General features: G+C 62.9%; 27 protein-coding genes. 12 read left to right on the top strand and 15 right to left on the bottom strand.

Features of this window, described 5'->3' with window-relative positions; genetic code table 11:
- Positions 1-7: 7 nt before the first annotated feature.
- The 7 genes from CN311_RS11165 to tlpA all read right to left on the bottom strand — a co-directional run bounded on the left by CN311_RS11165 (position 8) and on the right by tlpA (position 7830).
- Entirely contained in the window at positions 8-892 is an 885-nt protein-coding gene (locus tag CN311_RS11165) for a carbohydrate ABC transporter permease (RefSeq protein WP_097573679.1), read from the bottom strand.
- Positions 893-1056: 164 nt separating this feature from the next.
- Positions 1057-2403, bottom strand: a complete 1347-nt coding sequence (locus tag CN311_RS11160; RefSeq protein ID WP_208866473.1) for an extracellular solute-binding protein — start codon at positions 2401-2403, stop codon at positions 1057-1059.
- Between the two features lie 295 nt (positions 2404-2698).
- Complete coding sequence (locus tag CN311_RS11155; protein WP_097573675.1) at positions 2699-3766, bottom strand: sn-glycerol-3-phosphate import ATP-binding protein UgpC; 1068 nt, start codon at positions 3764-3766, stop codon at positions 2699-2701.
- A 7-nt stretch (positions 3767-3773) separates the two neighbouring features.
- On the bottom strand, positions 3774-4622 hold the full coding sequence (gene ugpE / locus CN311_RS11150) for a sn-glycerol-3-phosphate ABC transporter permease UgpE (protein WP_097573673.1): 849 nt from the start codon (positions 4620-4622) through the stop codon (positions 3774-3776).
- 8 nt (positions 4623-4630) lie between these two features.
- Complete coding sequence (gene ugpA, locus CN311_RS11145; RefSeq protein WP_097573671.1) at positions 4631-5515, bottom strand: sn-glycerol-3-phosphate ABC transporter permease UgpA; 885 nt, start codon at positions 5513-5515, stop codon at positions 4631-4633.
- A 78-nt stretch (positions 5516-5593) separates the two neighbouring features.
- Positions 5594-6904, bottom strand: a complete 1311-nt coding sequence (ugpB, locus tag CN311_RS11140; protein ID WP_097573669.1) for a sn-glycerol-3-phosphate ABC transporter substrate-binding protein UgpB — start codon at positions 6902-6904, stop codon at positions 5594-5596.
- A 239-nt stretch (positions 6905-7143) separates the two neighbouring features.
- Positions 7144-7830, bottom strand: coding sequence for a thiol:disulfide interchange protein TlpA (tlpA, locus tag CN311_RS11135; protein ID WP_097573667.1), 687 nt, complete (start codon positions 7828-7830; stop codon positions 7144-7146).
- Positions 7831-7864: 34 nt separating this feature from the next.
- Between tlpA and argH the strand changes: the two genes are divergently transcribed.
- The 3 genes from argH to lysA all read left to right on the top strand — a co-directional run bounded on the left by argH (position 7865) and on the right by lysA (position 10862).
- Positions 7865-9265 (top strand): argininosuccinate lyase, encoded by a 1401-nt coding sequence (gene argH, locus CN311_RS11130; protein WP_097573665.1) that lies wholly within the window; start codon positions 7865-7867, stop codon positions 9263-9265.
- Between the two features lie 69 nt (positions 9266-9334).
- Entirely contained in the window at positions 9335-9541 is a 207-nt protein-coding gene (locus CN311_RS11125; protein WP_097573663.1) for a lipoprotein, read from the top strand.
- Between the two features lie 52 nt (positions 9542-9593).
- Positions 9594-10862 carry a diaminopimelate decarboxylase gene (gene lysA, locus CN311_RS11120; RefSeq protein WP_097573661.1) on the top strand — a complete coding sequence of 423 codons (1269 nt, stop codon included), beginning with the start codon at positions 9594-9596 and terminating at the stop codon, positions 10860-10862.
- Between the two features lie 15 nt (positions 10863-10877).
- On the opposite strand, the gene CN311_RS11115 is transcribed toward lysA, so the two are convergent.
- Positions 10878-11180: an ArsR/SmtB family transcription factor gene (locus tag CN311_RS11115; protein ID WP_097573659.1), complete on the bottom strand. Its 303-nt coding sequence runs from the start codon at positions 11178-11180 to the stop codon at positions 10878-10880.
- A gap of 50 nt (positions 11181-11230) precedes the next feature.
- Between CN311_RS11115 and CN311_RS11110 the strand changes: the two genes are divergently transcribed.
- From CN311_RS11110 to CN311_RS11100, 3 genes are all read left to right on the top strand, one after another.
- Positions 11231-12172, top strand: coding sequence for a threonine/serine dehydratase (locus CN311_RS11110; RefSeq protein WP_097573657.1), 942 nt, complete (start codon positions 11231-11233; stop codon positions 12170-12172).
- Positions 12173-12286: 114 nt separating this feature from the next.
- Positions 12287-14929, top strand: coding sequence for a TIGR02302 family protein (locus CN311_RS11105; RefSeq protein ID WP_097573655.1), 2643 nt, complete (start codon positions 12287-12289; stop codon positions 14927-14929).
- Between the two features lie 45 nt (positions 14930-14974).
- A complete protein-coding gene (locus CN311_RS11100) occupies positions 14975-15343 on the top strand; it encodes a glyoxalase superfamily protein (protein WP_097573653.1) in 369 nt (122 codons plus the stop codon).
- Positions 15344-15363: 20 nt separating this feature from the next.
- On the opposite strand, the gene CN311_RS11095 is transcribed toward CN311_RS11100, so the two are convergent.
- Complete coding sequence (locus CN311_RS11095) at positions 15364-16221, bottom strand: LysR family transcriptional regulator (protein ID WP_097573729.1); 858 nt, start codon at positions 16219-16221, stop codon at positions 15364-15366.
- Between the two features lie 229 nt (positions 16222-16450).
- Here CN311_RS11095 and CN311_RS11090 point away from each other — a divergent pair, with 229 nt between their 5' ends.
- A complete protein-coding gene (locus tag CN311_RS11090; RefSeq protein WP_097573651.1) occupies positions 16451-17401 on the top strand; it encodes a DMT family transporter in 951 nt (316 codons plus the stop codon).
- A gap of 6 nt (positions 17402-17407) precedes the next feature.
- On the opposite strand, the gene CN311_RS11085 is transcribed toward CN311_RS11090, so the two are convergent.
- From CN311_RS11085 to CN311_RS11075, 3 genes are all read right to left on the bottom strand, one after another.
- Positions 17408-17779: a response regulator gene (locus CN311_RS11085; protein ID WP_165779661.1), complete on the bottom strand. Its 372-nt coding sequence runs from the start codon at positions 17777-17779 to the stop codon at positions 17408-17410.
- Between the two features lie 63 nt (positions 17780-17842).
- Entirely contained in the window at positions 17843-18385 is a 543-nt protein-coding gene (gene hpt / locus CN311_RS11080; protein WP_097573648.1) for a hypoxanthine phosphoribosyltransferase, read from the bottom strand.
- Between the two features lie 26 nt (positions 18386-18411).
- Positions 18412-19056 carry a hypothetical protein gene (locus CN311_RS11075; protein ID WP_097573727.1) on the bottom strand — a complete coding sequence of 215 codons (645 nt, stop codon included), beginning with the start codon at positions 19054-19056 and terminating at the stop codon, positions 18412-18414.
- Positions 19057-19246: 190 nt separating this feature from the next.
- Here CN311_RS11075 and ftsE point away from each other — a divergent pair, with 190 nt between their 5' ends.
- From ftsE to CN311_RS11060, 3 genes are all read left to right on the top strand, one after another.
- Complete coding sequence (gene ftsE, locus CN311_RS11070; protein ID WP_006328438.1) at positions 19247-19906, top strand: cell division ATP-binding protein FtsE; 660 nt, start codon at positions 19247-19249, stop codon at positions 19904-19906.
- The gene (locus CN311_RS11065) at positions 19899-20888 is read left to right on the top strand and encodes a cell division protein FtsX (protein ID WP_097573646.1); all 990 of its coding nucleotides are present in this window, start codon (positions 19899-19901) and stop codon (positions 20886-20888) included. The genes ftsE and CN311_RS11065 overlap by 8 nt, the downstream gene beginning before the upstream one ends.
- Positions 20889-21022: 134 nt before the next feature.
- Entirely contained in the window at positions 21023-21745 is a 723-nt protein-coding gene (locus tag CN311_RS11060) for a YdcF family protein (protein ID WP_097573644.1), read from the top strand.
- 47 nt (positions 21746-21792) lie between these two features.
- Here the strand turns inward: CN311_RS11060 and CN311_RS11055 are convergent, their stop codons facing one another.
- Positions 21793-22404 (bottom strand): pyridoxamine 5'-phosphate oxidase family protein, encoded by a 612-nt coding sequence (locus CN311_RS11055; RefSeq protein WP_097573642.1) that lies wholly within the window; start codon positions 22402-22404, stop codon positions 21793-21795.
- A 112-nt stretch (positions 22405-22516) separates the two neighbouring features.
- Here CN311_RS11055 and CN311_RS11050 point away from each other — a divergent pair, with 112 nt between their 5' ends.
- Complete coding sequence (locus CN311_RS11050) at positions 22517-23422, top strand: LysR family transcriptional regulator (RefSeq protein ID WP_097573640.1); 906 nt, start codon at positions 22517-22519, stop codon at positions 23420-23422.
- 122 nt (positions 23423-23544) lie between these two features.
- Positions 23545-24345 carry a lysophospholipid acyltransferase family protein gene (locus CN311_RS11045; protein WP_097573638.1) on the top strand — a complete coding sequence of 267 codons (801 nt, stop codon included), beginning with the start codon at positions 23545-23547 and terminating at the stop codon, positions 24343-24345.
- Positions 24346-24375: 30 nt separating this feature from the next.
- Here CN311_RS11045 and CN311_RS11040 read toward each other — a convergent pair whose 3' ends face one another.
- Together CN311_RS11040 and CN311_RS11035 are read right to left on the bottom strand one after the other, a co-directional pair.
- Entirely contained in the window at positions 24376-25005 is a 630-nt protein-coding gene (locus CN311_RS11040) for a LysE family translocator (protein WP_425351066.1), read from the bottom strand.
- A gap of 125 nt (positions 25006-25130) precedes the next feature.
- Positions 25131-26078 carry an aldo/keto reductase gene (locus tag CN311_RS11035; RefSeq protein ID WP_097573634.1) on the bottom strand — a complete coding sequence of 316 codons (948 nt, stop codon included), beginning with the start codon at positions 26076-26078 and terminating at the stop codon, positions 25131-25133.
- Positions 26079-26110 lie beyond the last annotated feature (32 nt).

Genomic DNA, 26110 nt, shown 5'->3' with positions numbered 1-26110 from the left:
GGCCGCCTCACCGGTAATGCACGCGCCGCTCGATGAAGCGGAACTGGAAGATGGTGAGCACGATGATGAGCAGCATCAAAATGATGCTCTGCGCGGCGGCGCCCGAGTAATCCAGGCCTTTGAAACCGTCCGAATAGATCTTGTAGACCATCAGATTGGTGGCGTTCGCCGGCCCGCCTGATGTCATGATGTCGACGATGCCGAAGGAATCCTGGAAGCTCTCGGTGATGTTGATGACCAGCAGGAAGAAGATGGTTGGCGTGATCAGCGGAAACTGGATGTCGAAGAAGCGCCTGACGACGCCGGACCCGTCCATCGCCGCCGCCTCGATCAGCGAACGCGGAATGGCCTGGAACGCGGCAAGGAAGAAGATGAAGTTGTAGCCGACATATTTCCAGGAAAAGGCCGCGATGATTGAAGCCATGGCGTCGAAGCCGTCGAGGCCTGGATCCCAGAATCCCGGCCACATCCGGTTGACCACGGCCATGAAACCGGCCTCGGGCGCCAGGATGAAGCGGAAGGCGAGCGCCAGCGCCGGTGCTGCAATGCCATAGGGCCAGATGAGCACCACCCGGTAGAAGCGCGAGCCGGCCAGCTGCCGGTCGGTGAGCGCGGCGAGCACCAGCGCGATGAACATCGCCAGCCCGGTGCTGGTCGCGGCAAAGACCAGGCTGGCGGTGATCGAATTCCAGTAATCTGCGCTGGACAGGATCGACTTGAAATTGTCGAGCCCGACCCAGATGTTGCCGCCGCCCCAGGGTTGTTGCAGCGTCAGCGACCAGTAGACCGCCTGGCCGGCCGGCCAATAGAAGAACGTGAAGATCAGCAGAAGCTGTGGCACCGCGAACAGGATGCCGATCGTCCATCTGCTGAAAGTGACGCGTTTTTCCATCGATCCGCCGACGCTGTTGAACCGCCAGCCCGCTTCCCCAGGAAGAGACTGGATATGAAATGGCCGCCCGTCGATCCAAGCATGGTCCCGAAAAGTGGGAACCGGTTTTCGGAAGAGATCATGCTCGGACAAGAACCGACGGGCGGCCGCTGAAATGCCTGAAATCAGGGCAGCATCTTGTTCGGATAGGTCTGCTGGAAGCGGTCGAGAATAGCGTCGCCATTCTTGACCAGCGTGTCGATGCCGTCCTGGACGCTGACCTTGTTGGCGAAGATCGCCTGCATCTGCGTGCCGAACTCGGCGCGGATTTGAGTGAAATTGCCCAGACGGATGCCGCGGGTGATCTCGGTCGGCTCGGACGCCGTCAGGCTGGCGATTGCGACCTCACGGCCCTTGTAGGGCGCCTTGTCGTAGAAGCCATTCGCCTTCATGTAGTCGAAGCCCGACTTCGTCACCGGGATGTAGCCGGTGTTGGTCGACCAGAACAAGGCGGTCTTCGGATCCTGGATGAAGTTCAGGAACGCGGCAGCGCCCTTGTATTCCGCATCCGACTTGCCGGAAAGAACCCAGAGCGAAGCGCCACCGACCAGCGAATTCTTGCGCTCGGTGCCGGCATAGGTCGGCAATTCGGCGACATCCCAGTTCAAGCCTTCCTTCTTGGTCTTGGTGACCGTACCATGGTCGCCGACCGAGGACAGGATGACCTCGCAGGTGCCGGAGGCGAAGGCCTGGACCATGTCCTGGCCGAGATCCTTGGATTTGATCTTGATGAGGCCTTCGTCATACCACTTCTTGAGGTCGCCGACATATTGGACGAACTTGGTCTTGTTGACTTCAAGGCGAGCGTCGAGGCCGTCATAGCCGTTATTCTCGGTTGCGATGGGCTGGTTGTGGATGGCGGAGAACTGCTCCATCAACTGCCAGCTTTCATTGCCTGAGATGTTGATCGCCATCGGGCACTCGTAGCCGGCGTCCTTGAGCGCCTTGAGGTCGGCGCCGACGTCTTCCCAGGTCTTCGGCGCCTCGGTCTTGCCGATCTTGGCAAAGGCGTCCTTGTTCCAGTACATCAACGCGGTCGACGAGTTGAACGGGAACGACAGCATCTCGCCCTTCGAAGTCGCGTAGTAGCGCGCGATGCCGGGGAAATAGTCGGCGTAGTCGACTTTGTAGCCGTTCTCTTCCATCAGCTTGTCGGCAGGTTTGTAGGCACCGGAGAGCATCATGGTGGCGGTGCCGACATCATAGACCTGGACGACGGTGGGCTGCTTGCCGGCGCGGAATGCCGCGATCGTGTTCTGCAGCGTGGCGTCATAGTTGCCCTGGCTGGTGCAGACCACTTCATAGTCGGACTGCGAGGCGTTGAAGTTCTTGCACAGCGTATCGACGACACGTGCGAGGTCGCCCGAAAGGCCGAACCAGAAATCGAACTTGGTCGGCGCGGCGACCGCGGGCAGCGCCAACGAAACGCTGATTGTGCCGGCGGCAAGAGCCGCCAGGCCTTTCCCAATCATGGATCCGTGTTTGATCATCGACATGAGTTACATTCCCTCTTCAGTGGCTTTCGACAGGGGCTTGCGCAAGTCCTTGCCTGCTCTCTTAGAGAAGGTATGTGACAGTTCTGCTGTCCCTCGCGGCCCTGTGGAAAGCCGAGCGCCGTGACGCCAGATTACGATTCCGCCGCTTCGTATGGCGCAATCCAAATGTCTGGATGGATGGGCGTGTTGGAACTGCCGTCTGCGCCGGCCTCGCAAGCATTTGCGCTGACGGGGCACGGGTGCGTATCAGCACCAAAGCACGAAAGATGCTTCAGCCGACCCGCTTTCCCACGGCGTCGAACCAGTGCAGTTTTTCGGCCCTGGCCACGACGCGCAACTGGTCGCCGGGCTTGGCCGTGGCGCGGCCGGCAACACGCACCACGATGCGGCTACCGCCTGCCGCACAATGAAGGAAACTTTCGGCGCCCACTGGTTCGACCGCCTCGACTGTCGCCGGCAAAACGAGCGCTCTGGGCGGCGCCTCCGCATTGAAGGTGACATCGGCATCTTCCGGGCGAAAACCGAGTGTCGCGGCGTTTGTTGCGGGAGGTGCGAAGCCGATCGCCGTGCCGTCGGCCAATATTGGCCCCGAGGATCCTCCAGCCAGCTCCAGAAGATTCATCGGCGGCGCGCCTATGAAGGAGGCAACGAAGGTCGATGCCGGTTTCTCGTAGATATCGAGCGGCGCGCCCATCTGCTCGACCAAGCCGGCGTTCATGACAACGAGGATGTCGGCCAACGTCATCGCCTCAAGCTGGTCGTGAGTGACATAGACAGAGGTAACGCCAAGGGTGCGCTGCAAATTCTTGATCTCGACCCGCATCTGGCCGCGCAATTTGGCGTCAAGGTTGGAAAGTGGTTCGTCGAACAGGAAGACCTTCGGATTGCGCACAATCGCGCGACCCATGGCGACACGCTGGCGCTGGCCGCCAGACAGCTCGCGCGGGCGGCGGTCGAGCAGCGCCGAAAGCTCCAGCACCTTGGCCGTCGAACACACCCTGCTGTCGATCTCGGCCTTCGGCGTGCCACGGTTACGCAGCCCATAGGCCATGTTGTCATAGACCTTCATATGCGGGTACAGCGCGTAGTTCTGAAACACCATGGCGATGTCGCGCTCGGTCGGACCGATTGTGTTGACCACCTTGCCGTCGATGGCGACCGTGCCGGCGGAAATGGTCTCCAGCCCGGCGATCATTCTGAGAAGGGTGGACTTGCCGCAGCCGGATGGACCGACCAGCACGCAGAGCTCTTTATCAGGAATGGCGATGGAAACGCCCTTCACCGCTTCGACCCCGCCGGGATAGACCTTCTTCACGTCCCTCAGATCGACAGTAGCCATCAGCCTCTCACTTTTCGGAATCGACCAGGCCGCGCACGAACCAGCGCTGCATCAGCACCACCACCAGGATCGGCGGCACGATGGCCAGCATCGCCGTGACCATGACCAGATGCCATTGGGTGTCGGCGTCGGCGAAGGACACCATCTTTCTCAGGGCGATGACGATGGTGTTCATGTCGTTGCTGTTGGTAACGAGCAACGGCCACAGATACTGCGTCCAGCCATAGATGAAGAGGATGACGAACAGCGCCGCGATGTTGGTGCGCGACAGCGGCAGGAGAATATCGAAGAAGAACCGCCAAGGCCCGGCGCCGTCAATCCGCGCCGCTTCGACCAGTTCACCCGGAATGGTCATGAAGAACTGGCGGAACAGCAGCGTTGCGGTGGCCGAGGCGATCAACGGGATGATCAGGCCCGCATAGGTGTCGATCATGCCGAGATCGACCATCACTTTGTAAGTCGGCAGGATACGGACCTCCACGGGCAGCATCAAGGTGATGAAGATCAGCCAGAAGAAGGTCATGCGCAGCGGAAAGCGGAAGAAAACGATCGCGTATGCCGACAGGATCGAGATGAAGATCTTTCCCACCGCAACGCCGAGCGCCATGATCGTGGTGTTGAGGAGCAGCCTGCCGACGCTGACACCGCCGATGCGTCCAATGCCGCCAAACAGCGCCTCGCTGTAATTGTTCCAGAGCTGGTCGCCGGGCAAGAGCGGCAGCGGCGGCCTGAGGATCGTTTGCAGCGTGTGTGTCGAGGCAACGAAGGTGTAGTAGATCGGAAAAGCGACGATCAGTATGCCGAGGATGAGCACGGCATGGGCGATGAAGGTGCGAAGCGGGGACTGGCCGATCATCGCTGCCCTCAGCCGTAGTGGACTTTGCGTTCCACATAGCGGAACTGGATGGCCGTAAGCGCAATGACTATGGCCATCAGGATGACGGACTGTGCCGCGGAATCGCCGAGGATCAGATTGACGAAACCATCGTTGTAGACCTTGTAGACGAGCGTCTCGGTCGTCTTGCCCGGCCCGCCGCCGGTCACCGCGTGGACGATGCCGAACGTATCGAACAGGGCATAGACGGTATTGACGACCAGCAGGAAAAAGGTCGTCGGCGCAAGCAGCGGGAAGACGATCGTCCAGAAGCGCTTGGTCTCGCGCGCGCCGTCCATGGCCGCCGCCTCGATCAGCGTTTTCGGCACCGCCTGCAGGCCGGCGACGAAGAACAGGAAGTTGTAGCTGATCTGCTTCCAGGCCGCGGCCGACACCAGCAGGATCATGGCGTGGGTGCCGTTGAGCACGGGGTCCCAGGCAATACCGAGATTTCTCAGCAAATAGGCCAGCGAGCCGATCGACGGATTGAACAGGAACAGCCACAGCATGCCGGCAATGGCCGGGGCTACCGCGTAAGGCCAGATCATCAGCGTCCGATAGAGACCTTTGCCGCGCACCACTTTCTCCGCCATCACGGCAAGCAGCAGCGCCACGCCCATGGCGACGATCGCTGTCGCCAGCGAGAAAACCACCGTGACCTTGATCGAATTGAGATAGGCCGGATCGGCCAGCACCTTTCGGAAATTCGCCAAGCCGACAAATTTGCTCTTCAGTCCGAAAGGATCTTCCCTCAGCATCGACTGGCGAAGCGCCTGCCCGGCCGGCCAATAGAAAAACACCAGGGTGATTGCGAGCTGAGGCGCCACCAAAAGATACGGCAGGATCTTGTTCGGAAAGACGACGCGTGGAGACAGGCTGATACCCTCGCTGTTCAGGAATCGCCCGCGAACGGTTCGCGAGCGATTTTCTAGCCGGCTAATCGATGGGAAGCGTCAGTTCCCGAGGGCTTCCTTGATCGCGGCGTTGCCGCGCGTGACCGCATTGTCGAGCGCTTGCTGGGCGCTTTCCTGGCCGGCCAGCATCTTCTCGAACTCCTCATTCTGGATGTCGCGCACCTGCGGCAAATTCGGCAAGCGAACGCCCTTCGAGTTTTCGGTTGGCGCCTTGCCTGTCATTTGCAGGATTGGTGTCTCGCGCCCGGGGTTCTTGTCATAGAAGCCGGATTTCTTGGTCGCCTCGTAAGCAGCGAGCGTCACCGGCAGATAACCCGACTTCTGGTGCAGATATTCCTGCACATCGGTCTTCGACAGATAAGCAAAGAAGGCGGCGATCCCCTTGTACTCCTCGTCCGACTTGTTGCCGAAAACCCAGAGGCTGGCGCCGCCCGGCGTCGTGTTCTGCGGAGCGCCCTTGGCATCACTGTCATAGGGCAGTTGGCCGATGCCGTAGTTCATACCGGACTTGACGATGTCGCCAAGGCCGCCGGAGGATTCAGTCATGATTCCGCATTCGCCGGCGAGGAAGATCTGCTTGGCTTCGGAGGTGCGCCCGCCATACTTGAACGTTCCATCCTTGGCGAGGTCCGCCAACGCCTGGAAGTGGTTGACGAAAATCGGTGCATTGATCTTGAGTTCGACATCCCCGCCTGCCAGCCCATTCTGCTGCGTGGCCCAGGAGACATCGTTCCACGCGGCAAAATTCTCCAGGTGAATCCAGGTCAGCCAGGTCGACGTGTAGCCGCAAGGGGCAGCCCCGCTGGCCTTGATCTTCTTGGCATCCTCCCAAACCTCGTTCCAGGTCTTGGGCGGATTGTTCACGTCGAGACCCGCCTTTTGGAAGATATCCTTGTTGTAGTAGAGGATCGGCGAGGAGGAATTGTAGGGAAAAGACAGCATGGTGCCATCCGGCTTCGAATAATAGCCGACGATGCCCGGCAGATACTGGCTCTTGTCGAAGGTCATCCCGGCACTCGTCATCACATCCGCCACCGGCTTGATCGCGCCTTCCGCACCCATCATTACGCCGGTACCGACGTCGAACACCTGGATGATGTCGGGCGCCTGCCCGGCACGAAAGGCGGCAATGCCGGCATTCAGCGTCTCGGGATAGGTGCCCTTGAACACCGGCACGAGCTCATAGTCGCTCTGGCTGGCGTTGAAATCCTTGGAAATCTTGTCGACGACCTCCGCATTGGCGCCGGTCATGGCGTGCCACCAGCTGATCTGCGTCACGGCAAATGCGGAGGTGGTGGAAAGCAGCGTCAAGGTGGCGGCGACACCGGCCGCGAAGCCGAACAACTTCATGTTTCATCTCCCGTTTATCATTGGCGAAAGGAGCGCTCCCGCAAAGGCAATATGTGCCGCTCCTACCGATCGGACAACGATTTTGTTGCGGATCGATGCACTTCAGTTCTGTCTAAAATAGCGTCCGCTTCCGAAAGAAGACACCCGACGGGAGATGACAAGCCGGCTTATCAGTCGACGAAACCACGGTTGAGGGCAGATCCTCGCCGCGCTGGCCCCCGGCCCGATAGGGCGAATTCCTAGTCCGGCGCGTTGAGCGCAGTTTCAATGAGCCGCTTGGCATCCGGGCTCGACCATTCGGCTGGGCCGTTCATATGCGCGATCAGGCAGCCTTCGCCATCAATCAGCATGGTGACGGGAAGGCCAAGTGCCAGACCGCGTGTCTTGACATCGTTGAACAGCGCCATTGTCGCATCGCGGTAGAATCCGAGATCTTCAACGCCGATATCCCTGAGGAACTTCTTCGGCTTGGCATCGTCGCCGGCATCGACATTGACGGCGACGACCTGGAAGGCGTCGCTGCCCTTGTCCTTTTGCAGCGCATCGAGCGCCGGCATTTCGGCGCGGCAGGGCGCGCACCATGTCGCCCACAGATTGAGCAGCACCGTCTTGCCGGCGTGATCGGCGAGCGTCATCGGCTTGCCGTCGGGGCCATTGAAGGCAAGATTTTTCAGCGATTGCGGCGGGTCAGCCGGCAAGAGAGCCGCGACCTGGCCGGTGGCGGCCGCGGCGACCTTCTTGGCGCGGTCGGCCTTGGCGGCGCAGGCGACGTCGTCCTTGCTGTCGCCAGCGGCGACCTGAACGGGTGCGTTGTTGCCAGAACCGCTCTCGCTGACATATACCGCGACCGCGCCGGCCAGCACGCCCGCCACCAGGGCGGCGAGGATGAGGCGCGGGGCCGGGAAGAATTTATTGCCGTCTGCCATGTCTTAAAACTGCTCCGGAGCACGGGTTATAGCGATGAGCGACAAGAAGGCCAGCAACCAGATGTGGGGCGGACGTTTTGCCTCGGGTCCGGCCGCGATCATGGAAGCGATCAACGCGTCGATCTCGTTCGACCGCAAACTCTACGCGCAGGACATCAGAGGTTCGATCGCCCATAGCGAGATGTTGGCTGAAACGGGCATTATTTCGGCAGCCGATCAAGAAAAAATCGCTCACGGGCTGAACACGATCCTGACAGAGATCGAAGCCGGCACGTTCGAGTTCTCGACCCGGCTGGAGGACATTCACATGAATGTCGAGGCCCGCCTTGCCGAGCTGATCGGCCCGGCAGCCGGCCGCCTGCACACCGCCCGCTCGCGCAACGACCAGGTGGCGGTCGACCTGCGGCTCTGGGTCAAGGACGAATGCTTGCGCGTCGCCGAGGCGCTGAAAGGCCTGATCGCGGCCTTTCTGGAGCGGGCGGAAGAGCATGCGGCGACGGTCATGCCGGGCTTCACCCACATGCAGGCGGCGCAGCCGGTCACCTTCGGCCATCACTGCATGGCCTATGTCGAGATGTTCTCGCGCGATTTGTCGCGCGTTCGCGATGCCATCGAACGGATGGACGAAAGCCCGCTGGGCGCGGCAGCCCTCGCCGGCACCAGCTTCCCCATCGACCGGCACAAGACGGCGAAGGATCTCGGCTTCCGCGAGCCGATGCGCAATTCTCTGGACAGCGTTTCGGACCGCGATTTCGCGCTTGAGTTCCTGGCAATCGCGGCGATCTGCGCCACGCATCTGTCGCGGCTGGCCGAAGAGATCATAATCTGGTCGACGCCGCAATTCGGCTTCGTCAGGCTGTCGGACTCATTTTCCACCGGCTCCTCGATCATGCCGCAGAAGAAGAACCCCGACGCCGCCGAACTGGTGCGCGGCAAGACCGGCCGCGTCACCGGCCATCTTGTCGGCCTGCTGACGGTGATGAAGGGCATGCCGCTGACCTATGGCAAGGACATGCAGGAAGACAAGGAATCCGTGTTCGACGCCGCCGAGACGCTCGACCTGATGCTGGCGGCGATGACCGGCATGGTGCGCGACATGACGGTCAACGCCGCCGCGATGAAAAAGGCGGCCGGCGCCGGCCATTCCACGGCCACCGATCTTGCCGACTGGCTGGTGCGCACCCTCGGCCTGCCCTTCCGCGAGGCGCATCACGTCACCGGCCGCGCCGTGGCGCTGGCCGAGGAGAAGAAGGTCGGGCTCGACAAGCTTTCCCTGCAGGATTTGCAATCCATTCACCCTGGCATCACGGCCGATATCTTTTCGGTGCTTGCCGTGCAGAATTCGGTGAAGAGCCGCACGAGTTTCGGTGGCACTGCCCCGTCGGAAGTCCGCAAGCAGATACGCTATTGGAAAAAGCGGCTGGCCAAAGCTTGAGCCAAGGTGCAATGCACTGAAAACTCGGCTAGAAGCGGCAGCACGCAAAAGTTTCGGACGGATGGATCGATGACCGCAAGCAGGATTTTGGTGACGCTGACGCTGCTCGCGGCCATAGTGACCGTTACGGCCTGCGGCAGGAAGGCCGGTCTCGACACGCCCTACGAGGCTGCCGTGCAGGCCCGCAAGGACGCCGAAAAGGCCAAGCAGCCGCTTCCGCCGGAGCCGGAAAAACCGGTCGAGGACAAGAAGTTCATTCTCGACCCGCTGCTCTAGAGCCGATGAGATCAGCCGATCTCATCGCGCTCCAACTTCCGGAACCACTCTCGTGAACCATTTCGACTACCGCGACGGCGTGCTGCATGCCGAGGATGTGGCGATTTCAGATATCGCGGCCAGCGTCGGCACGCCTTTCTACTGCTATTCGACGGCGACGCTGACCAGGCACTTTCGCGTCTTCGCTGACGCCTTTGCCGGGCTCGACGCCCTGGTCTGCTATGCCATGAAGGCGAATTCCAACCAGGCGGTGCTGAAAACGCTGGCCAAGCTTGGCGCCGGCGCCGATGTGGTCTCGGAAGGCGAATTGCGCCGGGCGCTCGCCGCCGGCATTCCGGCCAACAAGATCCTGTTTTCGGGGGTCGGCAAGACCGCGCGTGAAATGGACTTTGCGCTCTCGGCCGGCATCCTCTGCTTCAACGTCGAATCCGAACCGGAACTGGAATTGCTATCGGCCCGCGCCGTGGCACTGGGCAAGGTGGCGTCGATCTCGCTGCGCATCAATCCCGATGTCGATGCCAGGACGCACAGGAAGATCTCCACCGGCAAGGCCGAGAACAAGTTCGGCATTCCCTGGCAGAAGGCGCGCCAGGTCTACGCCCGCGCGGCCGGGCTGCCGGGCATCAAAGTCACCGGCATCGACACCCATATCGGCAGCCAGATCACCGAGTTGCAGCCCTTCGACGACGCTTTTGCCCTGCTGGTGGATCTGGTCGGCACGCTGCGCGCCGACGGGCACGCCATCGAGCACATCGATCTCGGCGGCGGCCTCGGCATTCCCTACCGCGTCGACAACAGCCCACCGCCCCTGCCGGACGCTTATGCCGAGATCGTCAGGAAGCACGTCACCAGGCTCGGACTGAAGGTCATGTTCGAGCCCGGCCGGCTGATATCAGGCAATGCCGGTATCCTCGTCTCGCAGGTGATCTTCGTGAAGGAAGGCGACGCCAAGAACTTCCTCGTCGTCGATGCCGCGATGAACGATCTGATCCGGCCGACCCTCTACGACGCTTTTCACGACATAAGGCCGGTGGTGCAGCAGCCGGCTGCGGCGCCGCGCATGACGGTCGATGTCGTCGGCCCGGTCTGCGAGACCGGCGACTATCTCGGTCTGGACCGCGACTTGCCCCAGCTGAAGTCCGGCGACCTCATCGCCATCGCCACCGCCGGCGCCTATGGCGCGGTGCAGGCCGGCACCTACAACACCCGGCTTCTGGTGCCGGAAGTGCTGGTCGACGGCGATCGTTTCCACGTCGTGCGTCCGCGCCAGACCTATGACGAGCTGATCGGGCTGGATTCGGTGCCTGACTGGTTGAAGTAGAGACCGTCCACGGCGCTACAACCGCGCCTGGATCCTGGTTCTGGTCTCTGCAATCTTCGCCTCATCTCGGCGATAGAACGTCCACTGCTTGATGCGCTTACTGCTGAGAAGCCCTGCCTGGGTGAGCACCCGCATATGCTCGCTGAGCGTAGCCTGGGTGATGCCGAGCTTTTCGGCGATCAGCAGCGCGCAGACACCGTCCTCGACCAGGTCGCCATCGGCTTGGCGTGGGAAATTGGCGCGCGGCTCCTTCAGCCAGTCCAGGATCTGCAGCCTGCGCTCGTTGGCGATCGCCTTGAAGACATCGACCTCTTGCATTTAGCCATTTTGCCAAGTTACTAAATACTGTCAACCCTCGGGAGCAATCAATGCCGGATGCCACCAATATCACCCGCGAACGCATCGCCGCCGTGGAAATGCGCATCCGGCCCTTCGTGCGCCGCACGCCGGTGCTGCGCGTCGACATGGCCGATTTCGACCGCCCGGCTCTCGGCGTCGACCTGAAGCTCGAATGCCTGCAGCATTCCGGCTCGTTCAAGGCGCGCGGCGCGTTCACCAATCTTCTCGAACGGGCCGTGCCAAAGGCCGGCGTCGTCGCGGCATCGGGCGGCAATCATGGCGCCGCTGTCGCCTATGCTGCCATGCGGCTTGGCCACAAGGCGACCATCTTCGTTCCCGAGGTGAGCCCGCCGGCCAAGCTCGACCGTATCCGCGGCTATGGCGCCGAGCTGATTGTCGGCGGCGCCCGCTATGCCGAGGCATTGGCCGCCGGCGAGAGCTTCGCCGAAAAGACCGGCGCATTGCAGATCCACGCCTTCAACCAGGAGGAAACGCTGGTCGGGCAAGGCACGCTCGGCCTCGAGATCGAAGCCGAGCTGCCTGAACTCGACACGCTTCTGGTCGCCGTCGGCGGCGGCGGCCTGATCGGCGGCATCGCCGCCTGGTTCGCCGGCCGCATCAGGATCATCGCCGTCGAGCCGGAAGGCGCGCCGACGCTTTACCGCGCCTTCGAGGCCGGGCGGCCGGTCGATGCGCCGGCCGAAGGCATCGCCGCCGATTCGCTGGCGCCCAAACGCGTCGGCGAAAAGATGTTCCCGATCGCGGAGGCCTTCGTCGAACGCTCCATACTGGTCAGCGACGACGACATCATCGCAGCGCAGGCCGCGCTTTGGGACCGGGTGCGAATCATCTCCGAGCCCGGCGGCGCCGCAGCCTTCGCGGCCCTCCTGTCGGGCCGCTACGTGCCGTCGGAGGGCGAGCGTATTGCCGTCCTGGTCTGCGGCGCGAACACGAATCCGGCGAAATTCTGACGATAATGGCTGCAATCCCCTTCACGTTTTAGGGAACCGCCTCGCCTTCGCCGTGTTTGTTGGTATTCTTCTGCCCGTGAGGTTCGGGCTATCCCGCCCGACCAGGAAGGGCCGATGACGCAACGACCCACCTTCACCAGTGATCGCAGCCTGGCCAGGCGCCTTGCCCTGAGCCGACTGGCGACGCGGGTCTCCATGACGGTCGAGCGCGGCTGGCCGTTGCTGCTGCCGCTGATCATCATTGCCAGCCTGTTCCTCAGCGTCTCCTGGCTCGGCCTCTTCCCCCTTCTGCCCGACATGGCGCGCATCGGCCTGGTCGCGGCGTTCGCCATTGCAGCCCTTGGCGCACTCTACCCCTTGCGTTTCTTCCGGATGCCGGCCAGCGCCGAAATCGACCAACGCATCGAGGCGGCCAACCAACTGTTGCACAGCCCGGTTCTGGTGCAAACCGACCGTCCCAGCGGCAAGGAAAGCGGCTTTTCGCAGGCGTTGTGGCGCGAGCACCAGAAACGCATGGCCGAAAAACTCGACCGGCTCGGCGCCGACCTGCCACGCACGCGCGTACCCGAGCGCGACCCGTGGGGGCTGCGCGCCGTGGCGGCGCTTCTGCTCGTCACCGCTTTTGCCTTCTCATTCGGGCCCTCAGGCGGCCGCATGACGGACGGATTCAGCGCCAATGCGGCGCGCGACGTGGTGCCGCCGCGCGTCGACGCCTGGGTGACGCCGCCAGCCTATACCGGCAGGCCGCCGATCTTCCTTACAGCCCCTGTCTCCACGGCCGCCAACGCCACCAACGTCAATCAGGCGGCGCCTGCCTTCACCGTGCCGGAAGGCAGCGACGTGTCGCTGCGCGTCACTGGCGGCTCTGGCGAGGAAACGCTGAGCTATGCCGACGCCAGCGGCAATGCCCACGCCATCGACCCGCAGGCCGCGACGGCCAAGCCGCCGGCAAACCCGGCGCCTCCTTCCTCCATGGCGCCCTCCACCGTGCGCCAGTTCACCGGCAAGCTGACGGCCAATGGCACGCTGACGCTGAAATCGGCTGACGACGAACTTGGCCGCTGGGCCTTCGCGGTGATCCCCGACAAGCCGCCGCAGATCCGCTTCGTCGGCGAGCCCAAGCGCGCCGCCAATGGCGCTTTCGAACTCAACTACCAGATCGATGACGACTATGGCGCGGCCTCGGCCAAGGCGAGCTTCGCCTTGGCCGACCCGCAGGCGCCGAATGCGCGTCCGCTCTATGGCCCGCCCGAAATGCCATTGGCCTTGCCGCGCCGCGGCGGCAAGGCCAATGCCGCCAAGACCACGAAGGACCTGACCGAACATGTCTGGGCCGGCGGCAAGATCAAGCTGACGCTTGTCGCCACCGATGATGCCGGACATACGGCAACCAGCGAAACCAAGACGCTGGTGATGCCGGAGCGGCCCTTCTCCAATCCGCTGGCCCGCGCCGTGATCGAGCAGCGCCGGATGCTGGCGCTCGACGCCAATGACAAGGACCGCGTGCTCGACCTGATGGACGCGATCACGCTTCGGCCCGAAGACACGTTCGACAACATGGCTCACTACCTCGCCATCATGAGCGCCCGCAGCCGCCTGAAGATGGCCGACAGCGACGACCAGTTGCGCGACGAAGTGTCTTATCTCTGGGAGATCGCGCTCGGCATCGAGGAGGGCAATCTGTCGGCGGCCGAGAGGCGGCTGCGCCAGGCCCAGCAGGCGCTGCAGGATGCCATCAAGAACGGTGCCAGCGACGAAGAAATCGACAAGGCGATGAAGGAACTGCGCGAGGCGATGAACCAGTTCCTGCAGGAATTCGCGGCGCGCGCGCAGCAGAATCCGAATGCGCCTCAGATGCAGCAGAACGGCCAGGAACTGCGCCAGAGCGACATCGAACGCATGATGGACCAGATCGAGAATCTGGCGAAATCAGGCGATCGCGACAACGCGCAGCAACTGCTCTCGCAACTGCAGGACATGATGAACAATCTGCAGGCCGGGCGCCAGCAACAGGGCGGTGGCGAGCAGGACAGCGAGATGCGCCAGCAGATGGACAAGCTCGGCGAGATCATGCGGCGCCAGCAGGAGATGATGAACGACACGTTCCGCATGGACCAGATGCAGCGTGGCGAGCGTCAGCGCGGCCAGAATCGCGACGAGCAGCTCGGCGAGAACGGCGAGCAGGGCCAGATGGGCGAACAGGGCAAGCCCGGCCCAGGCGACGACCGCGACCCGCTTGGCCGGCCGAAGCCGATGACGCCGCAGGAATTCGCCGACGCGCTGAAGCAGTTGCAGGAAGGTCAGGGTAAGCTGCAAAGCGACCTCGATCAGCTGAAGAAAGGCCTGGAAGGCATGGGGCTCGAGCCCAGTGAGGGATTTGGCGAGGCCGGCAAATCCATGGGCAATGCCGAACAGTCGCTTGGCGAAGGCGACGGCGATCAGGCAGTCGGTCACCAGGGCCGCGCGCTGGAGGCGTTGCGCAAGGGCGCCAAGGACATGATGAAGCAATTGCAGGCCATGCAGGGCGACCAGGGCGGCAACGGCGAAGGCGGCCGCCAGCAGAATGCCGACCGCGACCCGCTCGGCCGGCCGCGCGCTACCCAGGGTCCCGATTTCGGCGAATCGGTGAAGGTGCCGGACGAGATCGACGTACAGCGCGCGCGCCAGATTCTCGAAGCGATCCGCAAGCGGCTTGGCAATGCGCTCAGCCCGGATATCGAGCGCAGCTATCTTGAGCGGCTGCTGGAGCTGAAATAACGCCCCTCACCCCCTCACCCCAAGCATCGAACCATTGAGACCACCATGGTGAAACTCGGCGCCGTCACCCCGATCCTGCGCATCTTCGACATCGCCAAGGCCCATGAATTCTATGTCGGCTTTCTCGGTTTCGAGGTGCAGTTCGAGCACCGCTTCGACGACAACGCTCCCCTCTATATGGGGATTTCCCGCGACGGCTGCGTGCTGCATCTGAGCGAACATCACGGCGACGGCGCGCCAGGCGCCCACGTTCGGATCGAGGTGACCGACATTGCGAGGCTACACCGCGAATTGACGACCAGGAATTACCGCTTCGCCAGGCCGGGGCTTGAAGAGACGCCGTGGAAGACGAGGGAAATCACCGTCGGCGACCCATTCGGCAACCGGCTGACCTTCTACGAGAACATCCGGTAGCAACTTCCTCCACCTCTGCTCTACCCGTTGGTGAACGCCTCGCGGATTGCCTCTTGCATGCCGTCTATGGCCTCGCCGGAGGCGTTCGGGTTGCGGCGCAGCACGATATTCGAGGCATCGATGTCGCCGAACCCGTCGGCGGCGGCGAGTTCCCGGCAACCGGCCGGTATGTTGCTGCGCGAGATCGGTGCGATCGCCAGCCCGGAGGTGACGGCGAGCTTGAGGCCGCCATTGGTATCGCTGGTATAGGCGACGCGATAGGCGAGACCGCGCTGCTCCAGCGATCTGATAGCGAAATCCTTGCACCAGCCGGCGTGGTTGTAGAGCGCGATCGGCACCGGGCGCTCCTCATGCATGTGATGCAGTTCCGACGTTACCCACACGGTCGGATCCTGCATCAGCACCTCGCCGCCGGAAAGATCCTGCCATTCGAACACCACCGCCAGATCGAGCTCGCCGGTGGCGAGCGCCGCTATCTGGGCGCCGGAATGCGCATAGCGCACGGTAACTTCGACCTGAGGATGGCGCTTGGCGAAGGCGCCGAGCGCGCGCGACAGGATGGCATGACCATATTCTTCCGGGATGCCGATGCGCACCGGTCCGCCAAGCGGCGCCGCGGCCATCGACGCCGCGGTCTCCTCGAGCAGCGACACGATGCGCCGGGCGTTGCCGATAAGCTCACCGCCGCGCCGCGTCAGCGCCACGCCGCGCGAGCCGCGCTCGAACAGGCTGTCGCCGACCAGGCTTTCCAGCTTCTTCATCTGCATCGAGACCGCCGACTGGGTGCGGCCGGCCTGCTCGGCCGCCTTGGTGAAATTGCCGGTGTCGGCAACCGCGACGAAGGTGCGCAACAGGTCACTGTCGAGGGTTGGCCGCATGCTATCCGCCATAAGAAAATCTGATTGCAGGCATCATTCCAATTCGTTTGCAACATGTCAAACGCGAGACGATAGTTCGTCCACCCATTGGATATGCGGCCGCGAAATCGGCCGCGGACCAATCTGAAGAGTCCTCACTCATACCCGCTGCCCGAAACGGTGGCGGGTTCTTTTTACCCCAAAGTAGGCCCGGTCTTCGAGGCCGCGCGCAAGGAGCCTGTGAAATCGCATGCAGAACCGGATCGTCCTCGGCATGGCAAGCCTTTGCCTCGGCGTGCTGGTCTTCTCGCTCCAGGACCCGCTGATCAAGGCCGTATCGGGCACTTATCCGGTGACCGAGGTGATGGCGATCCGCTCGATCGTCGCCCTGCCGATTCTTCTCGTGCTCGTTCATGCCGACGTCGGGCTCAAGGCGATCTTTTCGAAGCGATTTCGCATGCTGACGATGCGCGCCTTCATCCTGTTCACCTCCTACACGGTATACTATCTGGCGATCGCCGCTCTGCCGCTTGCCGACGCGGTCGCTCTCTATTTCATGGCACCGCTGTTCATCATGGCGCTCGCCGGCCCTTATCTCGGCGAACGGGTGGCGTGGCAGACGCTGGTCACCGTCATGGTCGGGATGCTCGGCGTGCTGGTGATGCTGCGGCCCGGTGCCGGGCTGTTCGACTGGGCGGCGCTGCTGTCGCTGGCCTCGGCGATGCTTTACGGCTTTTCGCAATTGATGGCCCGCAAGATCGGCGACACCGAATCGTCCACGGTCATGGCGTTCTACCAAAACGGCGTCTACCTCTTTGGCGCGGCAGTGGTCGCCGGGCTGTTCTGGCTGGCCGGGATAGGTCACGCCACACATCCGAGCCTGGAGTTCCTGGTCAGGCCATGGATCTGGCCGACGCCGATCGATTTCCTGAAGATGGCCGCCTGCGGCTTCGTCGCCTCGGCCGGTATGATCCTGTTGTCGCAGGCTTACCGGCTGGCGCCCGCCAACAGCGTCGCCACCTTCGAATACACCGGCATCATCTGGACGCCGCTGTGGGGCTTCCTGTTCTTTGCCGAAGTGCCGCGATCGACCACCGTCATCGGCGCGGCCCTCATCATCGGCGCCGGTCTGTTCGCGCTCAACGCCAGCCGGCGCCGGACCGGCGAACCGGCAATCGCGGCGACCTGCGACCCTGCATGAACCCGATCAGGCGAAGCAGGCAAGCGCCTGTTCGACACGCGCGCGGATTTCGGCCAGCGTGAACGGTTTCTGGACGACGTCGCGAATGATGCCGTTCAGTTCCTCGGCGCGCTCGCGCTGGTCGGCATAGCCGGTCATCAGCATGATCTTCATCGCCGGGAAGAGAGCGGCCGACGCCTTGGCCATCTCGATGCCATCCATCTCCGGCATGCGGATATCGGACAGGACCAGGTCGTAGCCGCCAGATGCGGCGCGGATCAGGGCAAGCCCTTGCGCGCCATCGGCGGCAATGTCGATCACATGCCCGGCGCGTTCGAGCGCGCGGGTCGCGAGAGTGCGAACGGACTCATCGTCCTCGACAATCAGGAGTTTTGCCATGGCGCGAATACTTGGCGAGGAAAAGTTGACTTTTCCTGAACCGCGAACGGCATCAGAAATAAATTAGGCGTCGCCTTTGACGACGCCGACGAACGGCAGCTCACGAAAGGCGTGGGCGACATCCATGCCGTAGCCGACGACGAAATAGTCGGGACAGTCGAAGCCGACATAATCGGCCTTGAGCGCGGTCTGGCGACGCATGTACTTATCGAGCAACACAGCGATGGCGCAGCTTCTGGCGCCGCGCGACAGCATCAGGTCGCGGGTGAAGGACAAGGTCTTGCCGGATTCGAGAATGTCGTCGATCAACAGCACGTCGCGGCCGGCGACCTCATTGTCAATGTCGCGCAGCACCCTCACCTCGCCGCTGCTGGTGCCGGCGCCGTAGCTGGAGATGAAGATGAATTCCACCTCGGGAGACAGGCCGACATCGTGCATGGCGCGGATGAGATCGGCGGCGAAGATGAACGACCCTTTCAGCACCGAAATCACCAGAAGGTCCTGATAGTCGCGCCCCGCTATCTCCTTGGCCAGTTCCAGATTCCGGCGGGCAATCGCCGAAGCCGAAAACAAAACCTCGATGTCCTTGCCGCGCACGACTGGCATTGGCTGCCTTTCCAGAAATGATCGCCCTAGTTGGCGAAGGCGACCGAGACGGTCTTGAGCCCGTTTCTAGGCACGTCGAGCCGGCTGGAAAAGCCAAATCTTTCGCCGGGCGCCAGCCGACGATTGGATGTCCCCAGCGTGTAGCGAGTGATGCGCCCGTCATTGCCGGTGATCCGGATTTCCAGTGATGGCAATTGCGCAGCCTTCGTCCCGTCATTGCTCGCCTCGGCATTGACAAGCAGCACCGGATCGGAGCCTGACGCATCGACGCGGGAGGTAACGCCGGAAATGCTGAACGCGACACCGCCCGGCTGTTCAACAGCCCAGAAGGGCGCATGCCGCACCAGCGCGTGGCCACCCGAGACCCAAAAGGCCGCAAAGGCAGCGCTGAGGCCGGCAATCCAGAAGATCGGCCCGCCGCGCGACGCCAGCGGACGCTCCGCGGCGGCTTCGGCCTTGCGCAGCATGTCCATGCCTTCGATCGATGGCGTGTCGATCACGCGCGAAGGCGGGGGTGAAGGATCGACATCAGGGGCAGTGCGGGGCAGGACTTCGTAGTCGGCTTCGACAATGTCACTGGCTGGACCACGCATGACGCGTTCCGGCATGACGGCCATATCCGCCATGATTTCGCCGGAAACCGGGCGCGCGGTTCGATCCTCAGCCATCATGGCCAGCACTACACCACTTGTTCGCTCTTCGTTTCTTTTGCGTAAATGGAAATGGTTAACGCTTCCCCACCGGAACCTCTGTGACGAACCGAAAAACACCGAAAATTAACCAAGGGTTAACCATGCCGGCCGATGGTCTTTCCCAGGAAAAGGCTGGCGTTTCGCCACCGCAAGTTTCAGGTCGTCGAACGTGATCCGCTTCGAAAATGTCGGCCTCCGCTATGGCATGGGTCCGGAAATCCTCCGCGACATTTCCCTGCACATACCGGAGCGTTCCTTCCAGTTCCTGAGCGGGCCTTCGGGCGCCGGCAAGACGACGCTGCTGCGGCTTTTGTTCATGTCGCTCAAGCCGACACGCGGGCTGATCACCATTTTCGGCAAGGACCGCTCGCGCATCTCGCGCGCCGAACTGCCGCATCTCAGGCGCCGCATCGGCGTGGTGTTCCAGGATTTTCGGCTGCTCGACCACATGACGACCTACGAGAATGTGGCCTTGCCGCTGCGCGTGCGCGGGCGCGAGGAGATGAGCTACCGCACCGACGTCACCGAATTGCTGAAATGGGTCGGCCTTGGCGAACGCATGCATGTGCTGCCGCCGGTGCTGTCGGGTGGCGAGAAGCAGCGGGCCGCCATCGCCAGGGCGCTGATCGAGCAGCCCGAGATCCTGCTGGCCGACGAGCCGACCGGCAATGTCGACCCGCCATTGGCGCGACGCCTGCTCAGGCTGTTTATCGAACTCAACCGTCTCGGCACCGCCGTGGTGATCGCAACGCACGACCTCGGCCTGATGGAGCAGGTCGACGCTCGGCGCATGATCCTGGCCGGCGGAAGGCTGGATATCTATGACTGACCTTCCCGCCGAACATCTCCAGGACCGGGGCATCGAAGAGGCCGGGATAAAACCCCGCGCCCAGCGCAAGATGGCGCCGATCGTGCCGGCGCAGAACATCGCCGGCCGGGCGCTGCTGCTGGTCATCGCCATCATGACGTTCCTCACCTGCCTGACCTTCGGCGCGGTGACGCTGGTGCGCGACACCGCCTCGGTCTGGGAGAACCAGATTTCGCGCGAGGCGACGATCCAGATCAAGCCGGTCGAGGGTCTCGACATGGAGGCAGCCCTTGCCCAGGCCTCCGGGATCGCCGGCGAATTCCCGGGCGTCAAGGCCACAAGGATCATCGACCGCGACGCCACGGCACGGCTTTTGGAGCCGTGGCTGGGCACGGGTCTCAACATCGATGAACTGCCGGTGCCGCGTCTGGTCATCGTCACCATCGACGAGAACAACCCACCCGACTTCGCCGCCATGCGCGCGGCGATCACGCCGAAGCTGCCGAGTGCGTCCCTCGACGACCATCGCACCTGGGTCGATCGTCTGGTGGCCATGGCCCGCACCACGGTGACCATCGGCATCGCCGTGCTGGCACTGATGCTGTCGGCAACCGTGCTAACCGTGGTGTTCGCCACGCGCGGCGCCATGGCCGGCAATGGCCACATCATCGAGGTGCTGCATTTCGTCGGCGCCGAGGCGCGCTTCATCGCCCGCGAATTCCGCCAGCATTTCCTGGTCACCGGCATGAAGGGCGCGGCCGCCGGCGGTGCGGCGGCGATACTTGTCTTCATCGTCTTCTCATGGTGGTCGTCGCGCAACATGGCGACGCCGCAGGCGGACCAGGCGACTGCCCTGTTCGGCAATTTCGCCATCGGTTCGGCAGGCTATTTCGGCGTCGCCCTGATGGTGCTGATCATCGGCGCGCTGACGGCGGCAACCTCCCATGTCACCGTCGTTGCCTATCTCAGCGACATCGATGTTCGCCAGCCGGACGGCGGCTAATGCATGCTGGCCGAAATGGAAACCGGTTTTGAGACGACGACTTGCGCAAAAGGATCGATCACGGATGAAAACCTGCCGTAACGCAAAGTGCGATTTCGACCTACCAAAGGCCGCAATTCGGGGTTAACCATGAGATGATGGACGCGAGGGACTCGATCGATACGGCTGGACGCATGCCAGTTCTGGTCATGCCTTCGCGTGGTTTTGGCAAATTTGGCCGGCTAAATTCCATTATCCGTGTCTGCGCCTTTTCCCTGCTCGGGCTGATGGCGGTTTTTGTCGGCGGCTTTGCTCTGTTTGCCAATACCGTCAGTCATCTGACGACGCCTGCCAATCCGGCGAAGGCCGATGCCATCATCGTCTTGACCGGCGGCCAATCGCGTCTTGATGCGGCGATCAACCTGCTTGCGTCGGGCAAGGGCGAGCGGTTGCTGATCAGCGGCGTGCATCCATCCGCCAGCCGCCGCCAGCTTCAGGCCGCGACCGGCGGCGACAAGAAACTGTTTTCCTGTTGCGTCGACATCGACCGCGCCGCGCTCGACACGATCGGCAATGCCGAGGAGAGCGCCAAATGGGTGGAGGACCACGCCTATGGCACCGTGATCCTCGTCACCAACAACTATCACATGCCGCGCAGCCTGCTGGAGATGGGCAGGCTCTTGCATGGCGCCAAGCTTGAGCCCTATCCGGTGGTCAACACCAATCTCGACAATGGCGGCTGGCTGACCAAGCCGCGGGCATTGCGCGTGCTGTTCACCGAATACAACAAGTATCTGCTGGCGCTGGCACGCGGCATCGTGCCGGTGAAGCCAACGCCTGACGGCATCGCGTTGGCCGAGGCAACGCCGGGCAACTGAGCCACAGTCCGGCTTGCGGACAGTATCATTTCCTGACTGTGGTGCCCCTAAGCTCCGCGCAAACGCGCGATCTCCTGTTCGAGCCATTCGATACGCTTGTCCCGCTCGGCCAGCGCCGCGGCGACGTCGGCCGCTTCGAAACGTTGCGGGATGTGCTGCGGGCAATTGGCATCCCAGGCCGAGACGGTGAACAGGATGATCTGTTCGGGCCTGGCCTTGTAGTCTTCCGGCATCAGCTTCGCCATCAGTTCCGCGTCGTCCTCGACCACGCGCGCTTTGCCCCAGATCTTGATGCGCTGCCGGTGCGCATAGTCGATCAGGAACAGGAAGGCGCGCGGGTTGTCGGCCAGATTGCCCTGGGTGATGAATTGCCGGTTGCCGGCGAAGTCCGCGAAGCCGATCGTCCGCTCGTCGAGCACCTTGAGGAAGCCGGCCGGCCCGCCTCGATGCTGGATGTAGGGCTGGCCCTCGCCATTGGCCGTCGAGAGGAAAACGCTGGTCTGCGCCTCGATGAAGGCGGCGAGATCGGGCGTGATATCAGCCTGCCAGCCGCCGCGCTCCTCGACACGAGCATAGGCCTCGCGGGAGCCCTTGCGGGCCTGGATCGCCTTGACGGTCGGTGTAAAGGCGACGTCGCTGGTGAAAGCATGGGCGTTCATGAAGCCTCCTTCTGGCAAAGCCTCGAACCATAATCCGCTCTAAATAGAACCTTCCATCTTTCGGATGCAGATGGCATATCTGCAATCTATCCTTCCATTTTCCGGAAGACCTATGGATCGTTTCGAAGCCATGTCGCTTTTCGTCGCCGCCGCGGAGACCGGGAGCCTTTCGGCCGCGGGGCGCCATTTCGGCATGCCACTCGCAACGGTCAGCCGCAAGGTCTCCGATCTGGAGCGGCACCTGAACACGCGTCTCCTGAACCGCTCGACGCGGCGGCTGACGCTGACCGATGCCGGCCAAGCCTATCTCGCCGCCTGCCGCCGCATCCTGGGCGAGGTCGGCGAGGCCGAGCGTGCCGCCGCCGGCGAATACAGCACGCCGACCGGCGAATTGATCGTCACCGCGCCGATCGTCTTTGGCCGCCTGCACGTGTTGCCGGTCGTCACCGGTTTCCTCGCAGCCTACCCCGACGTGGACATCCGCCTGACATTTGCGGACCGGATAACCCAGTTGATCGAGGAACATATCGATCTCGCCATCCGCATCGGCCAGCTTCCCGATTCAAGCCTGGTCGCCATCCGCGTCGGCTCGATCCGTCGCGTCGTCTGCGCGAGCCCGGCCTATCTGGCCGAACGCGGTACACCGAAGACGCCGAACGATCTTGCCGCGCACAACTGCATAGCCTTCGAGGGGCTGACCTCTCCCGCCACTTGGACTTTTGCCGCAGGCAAGACCGAACGCGCTGTCCCAATCCGCTCCAGGCTTCGGGTCAACACCGCGGAAGCGGCGATCGATGCCGCGATTGCCGGTGTCGGCGTGACAAGGGTGCTTTCCTACCAGATCGCCGCCGCGGTCCGCTCGGGCACGCTCTGCCCGGTTCTGGAGGCGTTCGAGCCGCAGCCATGGCCGGTGAACCTCGTGCATGCCGGCCAGGGCCTTCTGCCGGTGAAGCTGCGCGCCTTCCTCGATTTCGCGGCCCCACGTCTCAAGGACCGCCTGGCGCAAGCGACGTGGTAGACTGGGAGAAGGAGCGGCCTCCGGCTCATTGCCGGCCGGATCAATCTCCGCCCATTGCGCCGTTTCCTTTTTGCCCGCGCTTGGTGTAACCAACACACACCTCCTCACCGGGCACTTCCCACATGCTCTATATCCGCTCGCTGGCGTTCAACCTCGTCTTCTACGTCAATTTGATCGTCCAGATGATCCTCTGGACGCCCTACTATTTTCTGTCGCCTCGCCACCGCGCCTGGTTCGTGCCGAAATTCTGGTCGCGCACCTCGATGTGGCTCTACGACAAGATCGCCGGCACCGGAAACGACATCACCGGGCTGGAAAACCTGCCCGAGGGCTCCTTCATCCTGGCGCCCAAGCACCAGTCCTTCTGGGACGCGATTGCCTTCTTCCCCTTCCTCAAGGATCCGCTCTACATCCTCAAGCGCGAGCTGACCTGGATCCCCTTCTTCGGCTGGTACATCATGAAGATGCGGATGATCCCGGTCGACCGCGGCAGCCGCTCGAAAGCGCTGAAGGCGGTGGTCAACGCCACCAGGCAGGAGATGGCACGCAACCCGCGCCAGCTGATCATCTATCCCGAGGGCACGCGCCGGGCGCCGGGCGACGAACCGGCCTATAAATACGGCATCGTCGAGCTCTATGCGCAGCTTGGCGTGCCAGTGGTGCCGGTCGCTCATGTCGCCGGCCTCTATTGGCCTCGCCGGAAATTCATGCGCTATCCCGGCACGATCAAGGCCCGCTTCCTGCCACCGATCCCGCCCGGACTGGATAAGGAGGCATTCATGGAACGGCTGATCGGAGAGACGGAAGCCGCTTGCGACCAGCTGCTCGTCGACGCCTCACGCTCGCCAGACCCGCCGCCCATGCCGCCGACGGCGGTGAAGCGGCTGGCTGAACTGGGCGCGGCCGCGAAAAAGAAAGCCTGATTCAGGTTTTTCGGCTGAAATGGATTGACCTCAGGAAAACGCAGCCAGCGCCGTGGTTAAGACCAGCGTCGCCGCGAAGATCAAATTGATGATCCGCGAGGCGCGCGGCCTGCGCAGGAAGCGCGCAAACGCTGCCCCCGCGAGAAGCCACAGGATATGGATGACGACGATCATCAAGGCCAGGACCGCCAGTTTGAGCCGCGTGTCGAGGTCGGACGACGGCGTACCGGCGAACACGGCGGCAATCGCCACATAGGCTTTTGGGTTGGCGATGGCCAGCAGGAACCCGCCCAGGAAGGTGGGAAGCGCGGCCCCGACGGCGCGCGCCGCCACGGGTGGGGCCATTGCGATCTTGAAGGCAAGGTAGAGAATGTAGGCCGCTGACGCCGCGGCCAGCAGCGGCGTGAGTTTCGGCACGGAGGCGAGCACTGCCATGACGCCCGTCGTCACCACCAAAAGCACGGCGATGGTGCCAAGAACGACGCCGCAGGTGTAGCGGAGCGAGTGGCGCAGGCCGAAGGCGGCCGCGACAGCGGCGACGCTTATCGTTGCCGGTCCCGGACTGCCCATGACGACCGTCGATGCCAGGACAAGCGCGAGCAAGTGCTGCCATAGTTCCGGATTGGATACGATCTGCTCGGCCACCTGCCGTCCCCGCATCTTGCGACGATGCAGGGACGGTATGGCAGGGCCGCGCCGGATGTCTTGAACGATCGTGCATCCCAGCCGGGATGCCTAAATTTAGCGCTGGAATGTCAAGGAGGACAAGCAGCTTGAGATTTGGGCTACGCGCTCGCTTTGTCGAGTTCGGCCATGTCGTCCGGTCCGAGCTTCAACGATGCCGCGCGTACCAGGCTGTCGACCTGGTCGAGCGTCGTGGCGCTGGCGATCGGGGCGGTCACGCCGGGTCGCGCTATCACCCAGGCGAGCGCCACTTCCGCCTGTTTGGCCGAATGCCGGGCCGATACCGCATCGAGGGCGGCCAGGATGCGCATGCCGCGCGCATTGAGATAATCCTTGACGCCGCCGCCCCGCGCGCTTTTGCCGAGATCGGCTTCGCTGCGGTACTTGCCGCTCAGGAACCCCTTGGCGAGGCTGAAATAGGTGATGACGCCAATATTCTCGGCAACGCACAAATCGCGCAGAGCCCCGTCGAACGACGAGCGGTCGTAGAGATTGTATTCAGGCTGCAGCACCGCGTAGCGCGGCAGGCCGCGCAGGCTTGCCACATCGAGCGCGGCGCGCAACTGGCCGGCATCGAGGTTGGAAGCGCCGGCGTAGCGGATCTTGCCCTTGGCCAGCAGCTTCTGATAGGCGCCGAGCGTCTCCTCATAGGGCGTGGCCGGGTCCGGCCAGTGCGACAGATAGAGATCGACGACATCGGTCTGCAGCCGCTTCAGCGACGCGTCTATGGCTTTTTCGATATAGGCGGCGGAAAGGTCCTTTTTGCCTTGCCCCATATCCGATCCGACCTTGGTGATCACCACGACCTTGTCGCGATTGCCGCGGCTCTTCATCCATTTGCCGATGATGGTCTCGGATTCGCCGCCCTTGTTGCCGGCAATCCAGCGCGAATAGGAATCGGCGGTGTCGATGGCGTTGAGGCCGGCGTCGACGAACCGGTCGAGTAGGTCGAAGGAGGTTTTCTCGTCGGCGGTCCAGCCGAAGACATTGCCGCCCAGAACCAGCGGCGCGATGGAAAGGTCGGTTTGACCGAGACGACGTTTCTGCAAGGCTGATCTCCATGAGGATGGAAAGGGCGGGC

Origin of the sequence: Mesorhizobium sanjuanii, from assembly GCF_002529485.1 — a bacterium.
GTDB lineage: Bacteria > Pseudomonadota > Alphaproteobacteria > Rhizobiales > Rhizobiaceae > Mesorhizobium > Mesorhizobium sanjuanii.
The sequence above is the reverse complement of the archived record's forward strand: the minus strand, read 5'-3'. Positions and strand labels throughout refer to the sequence as shown.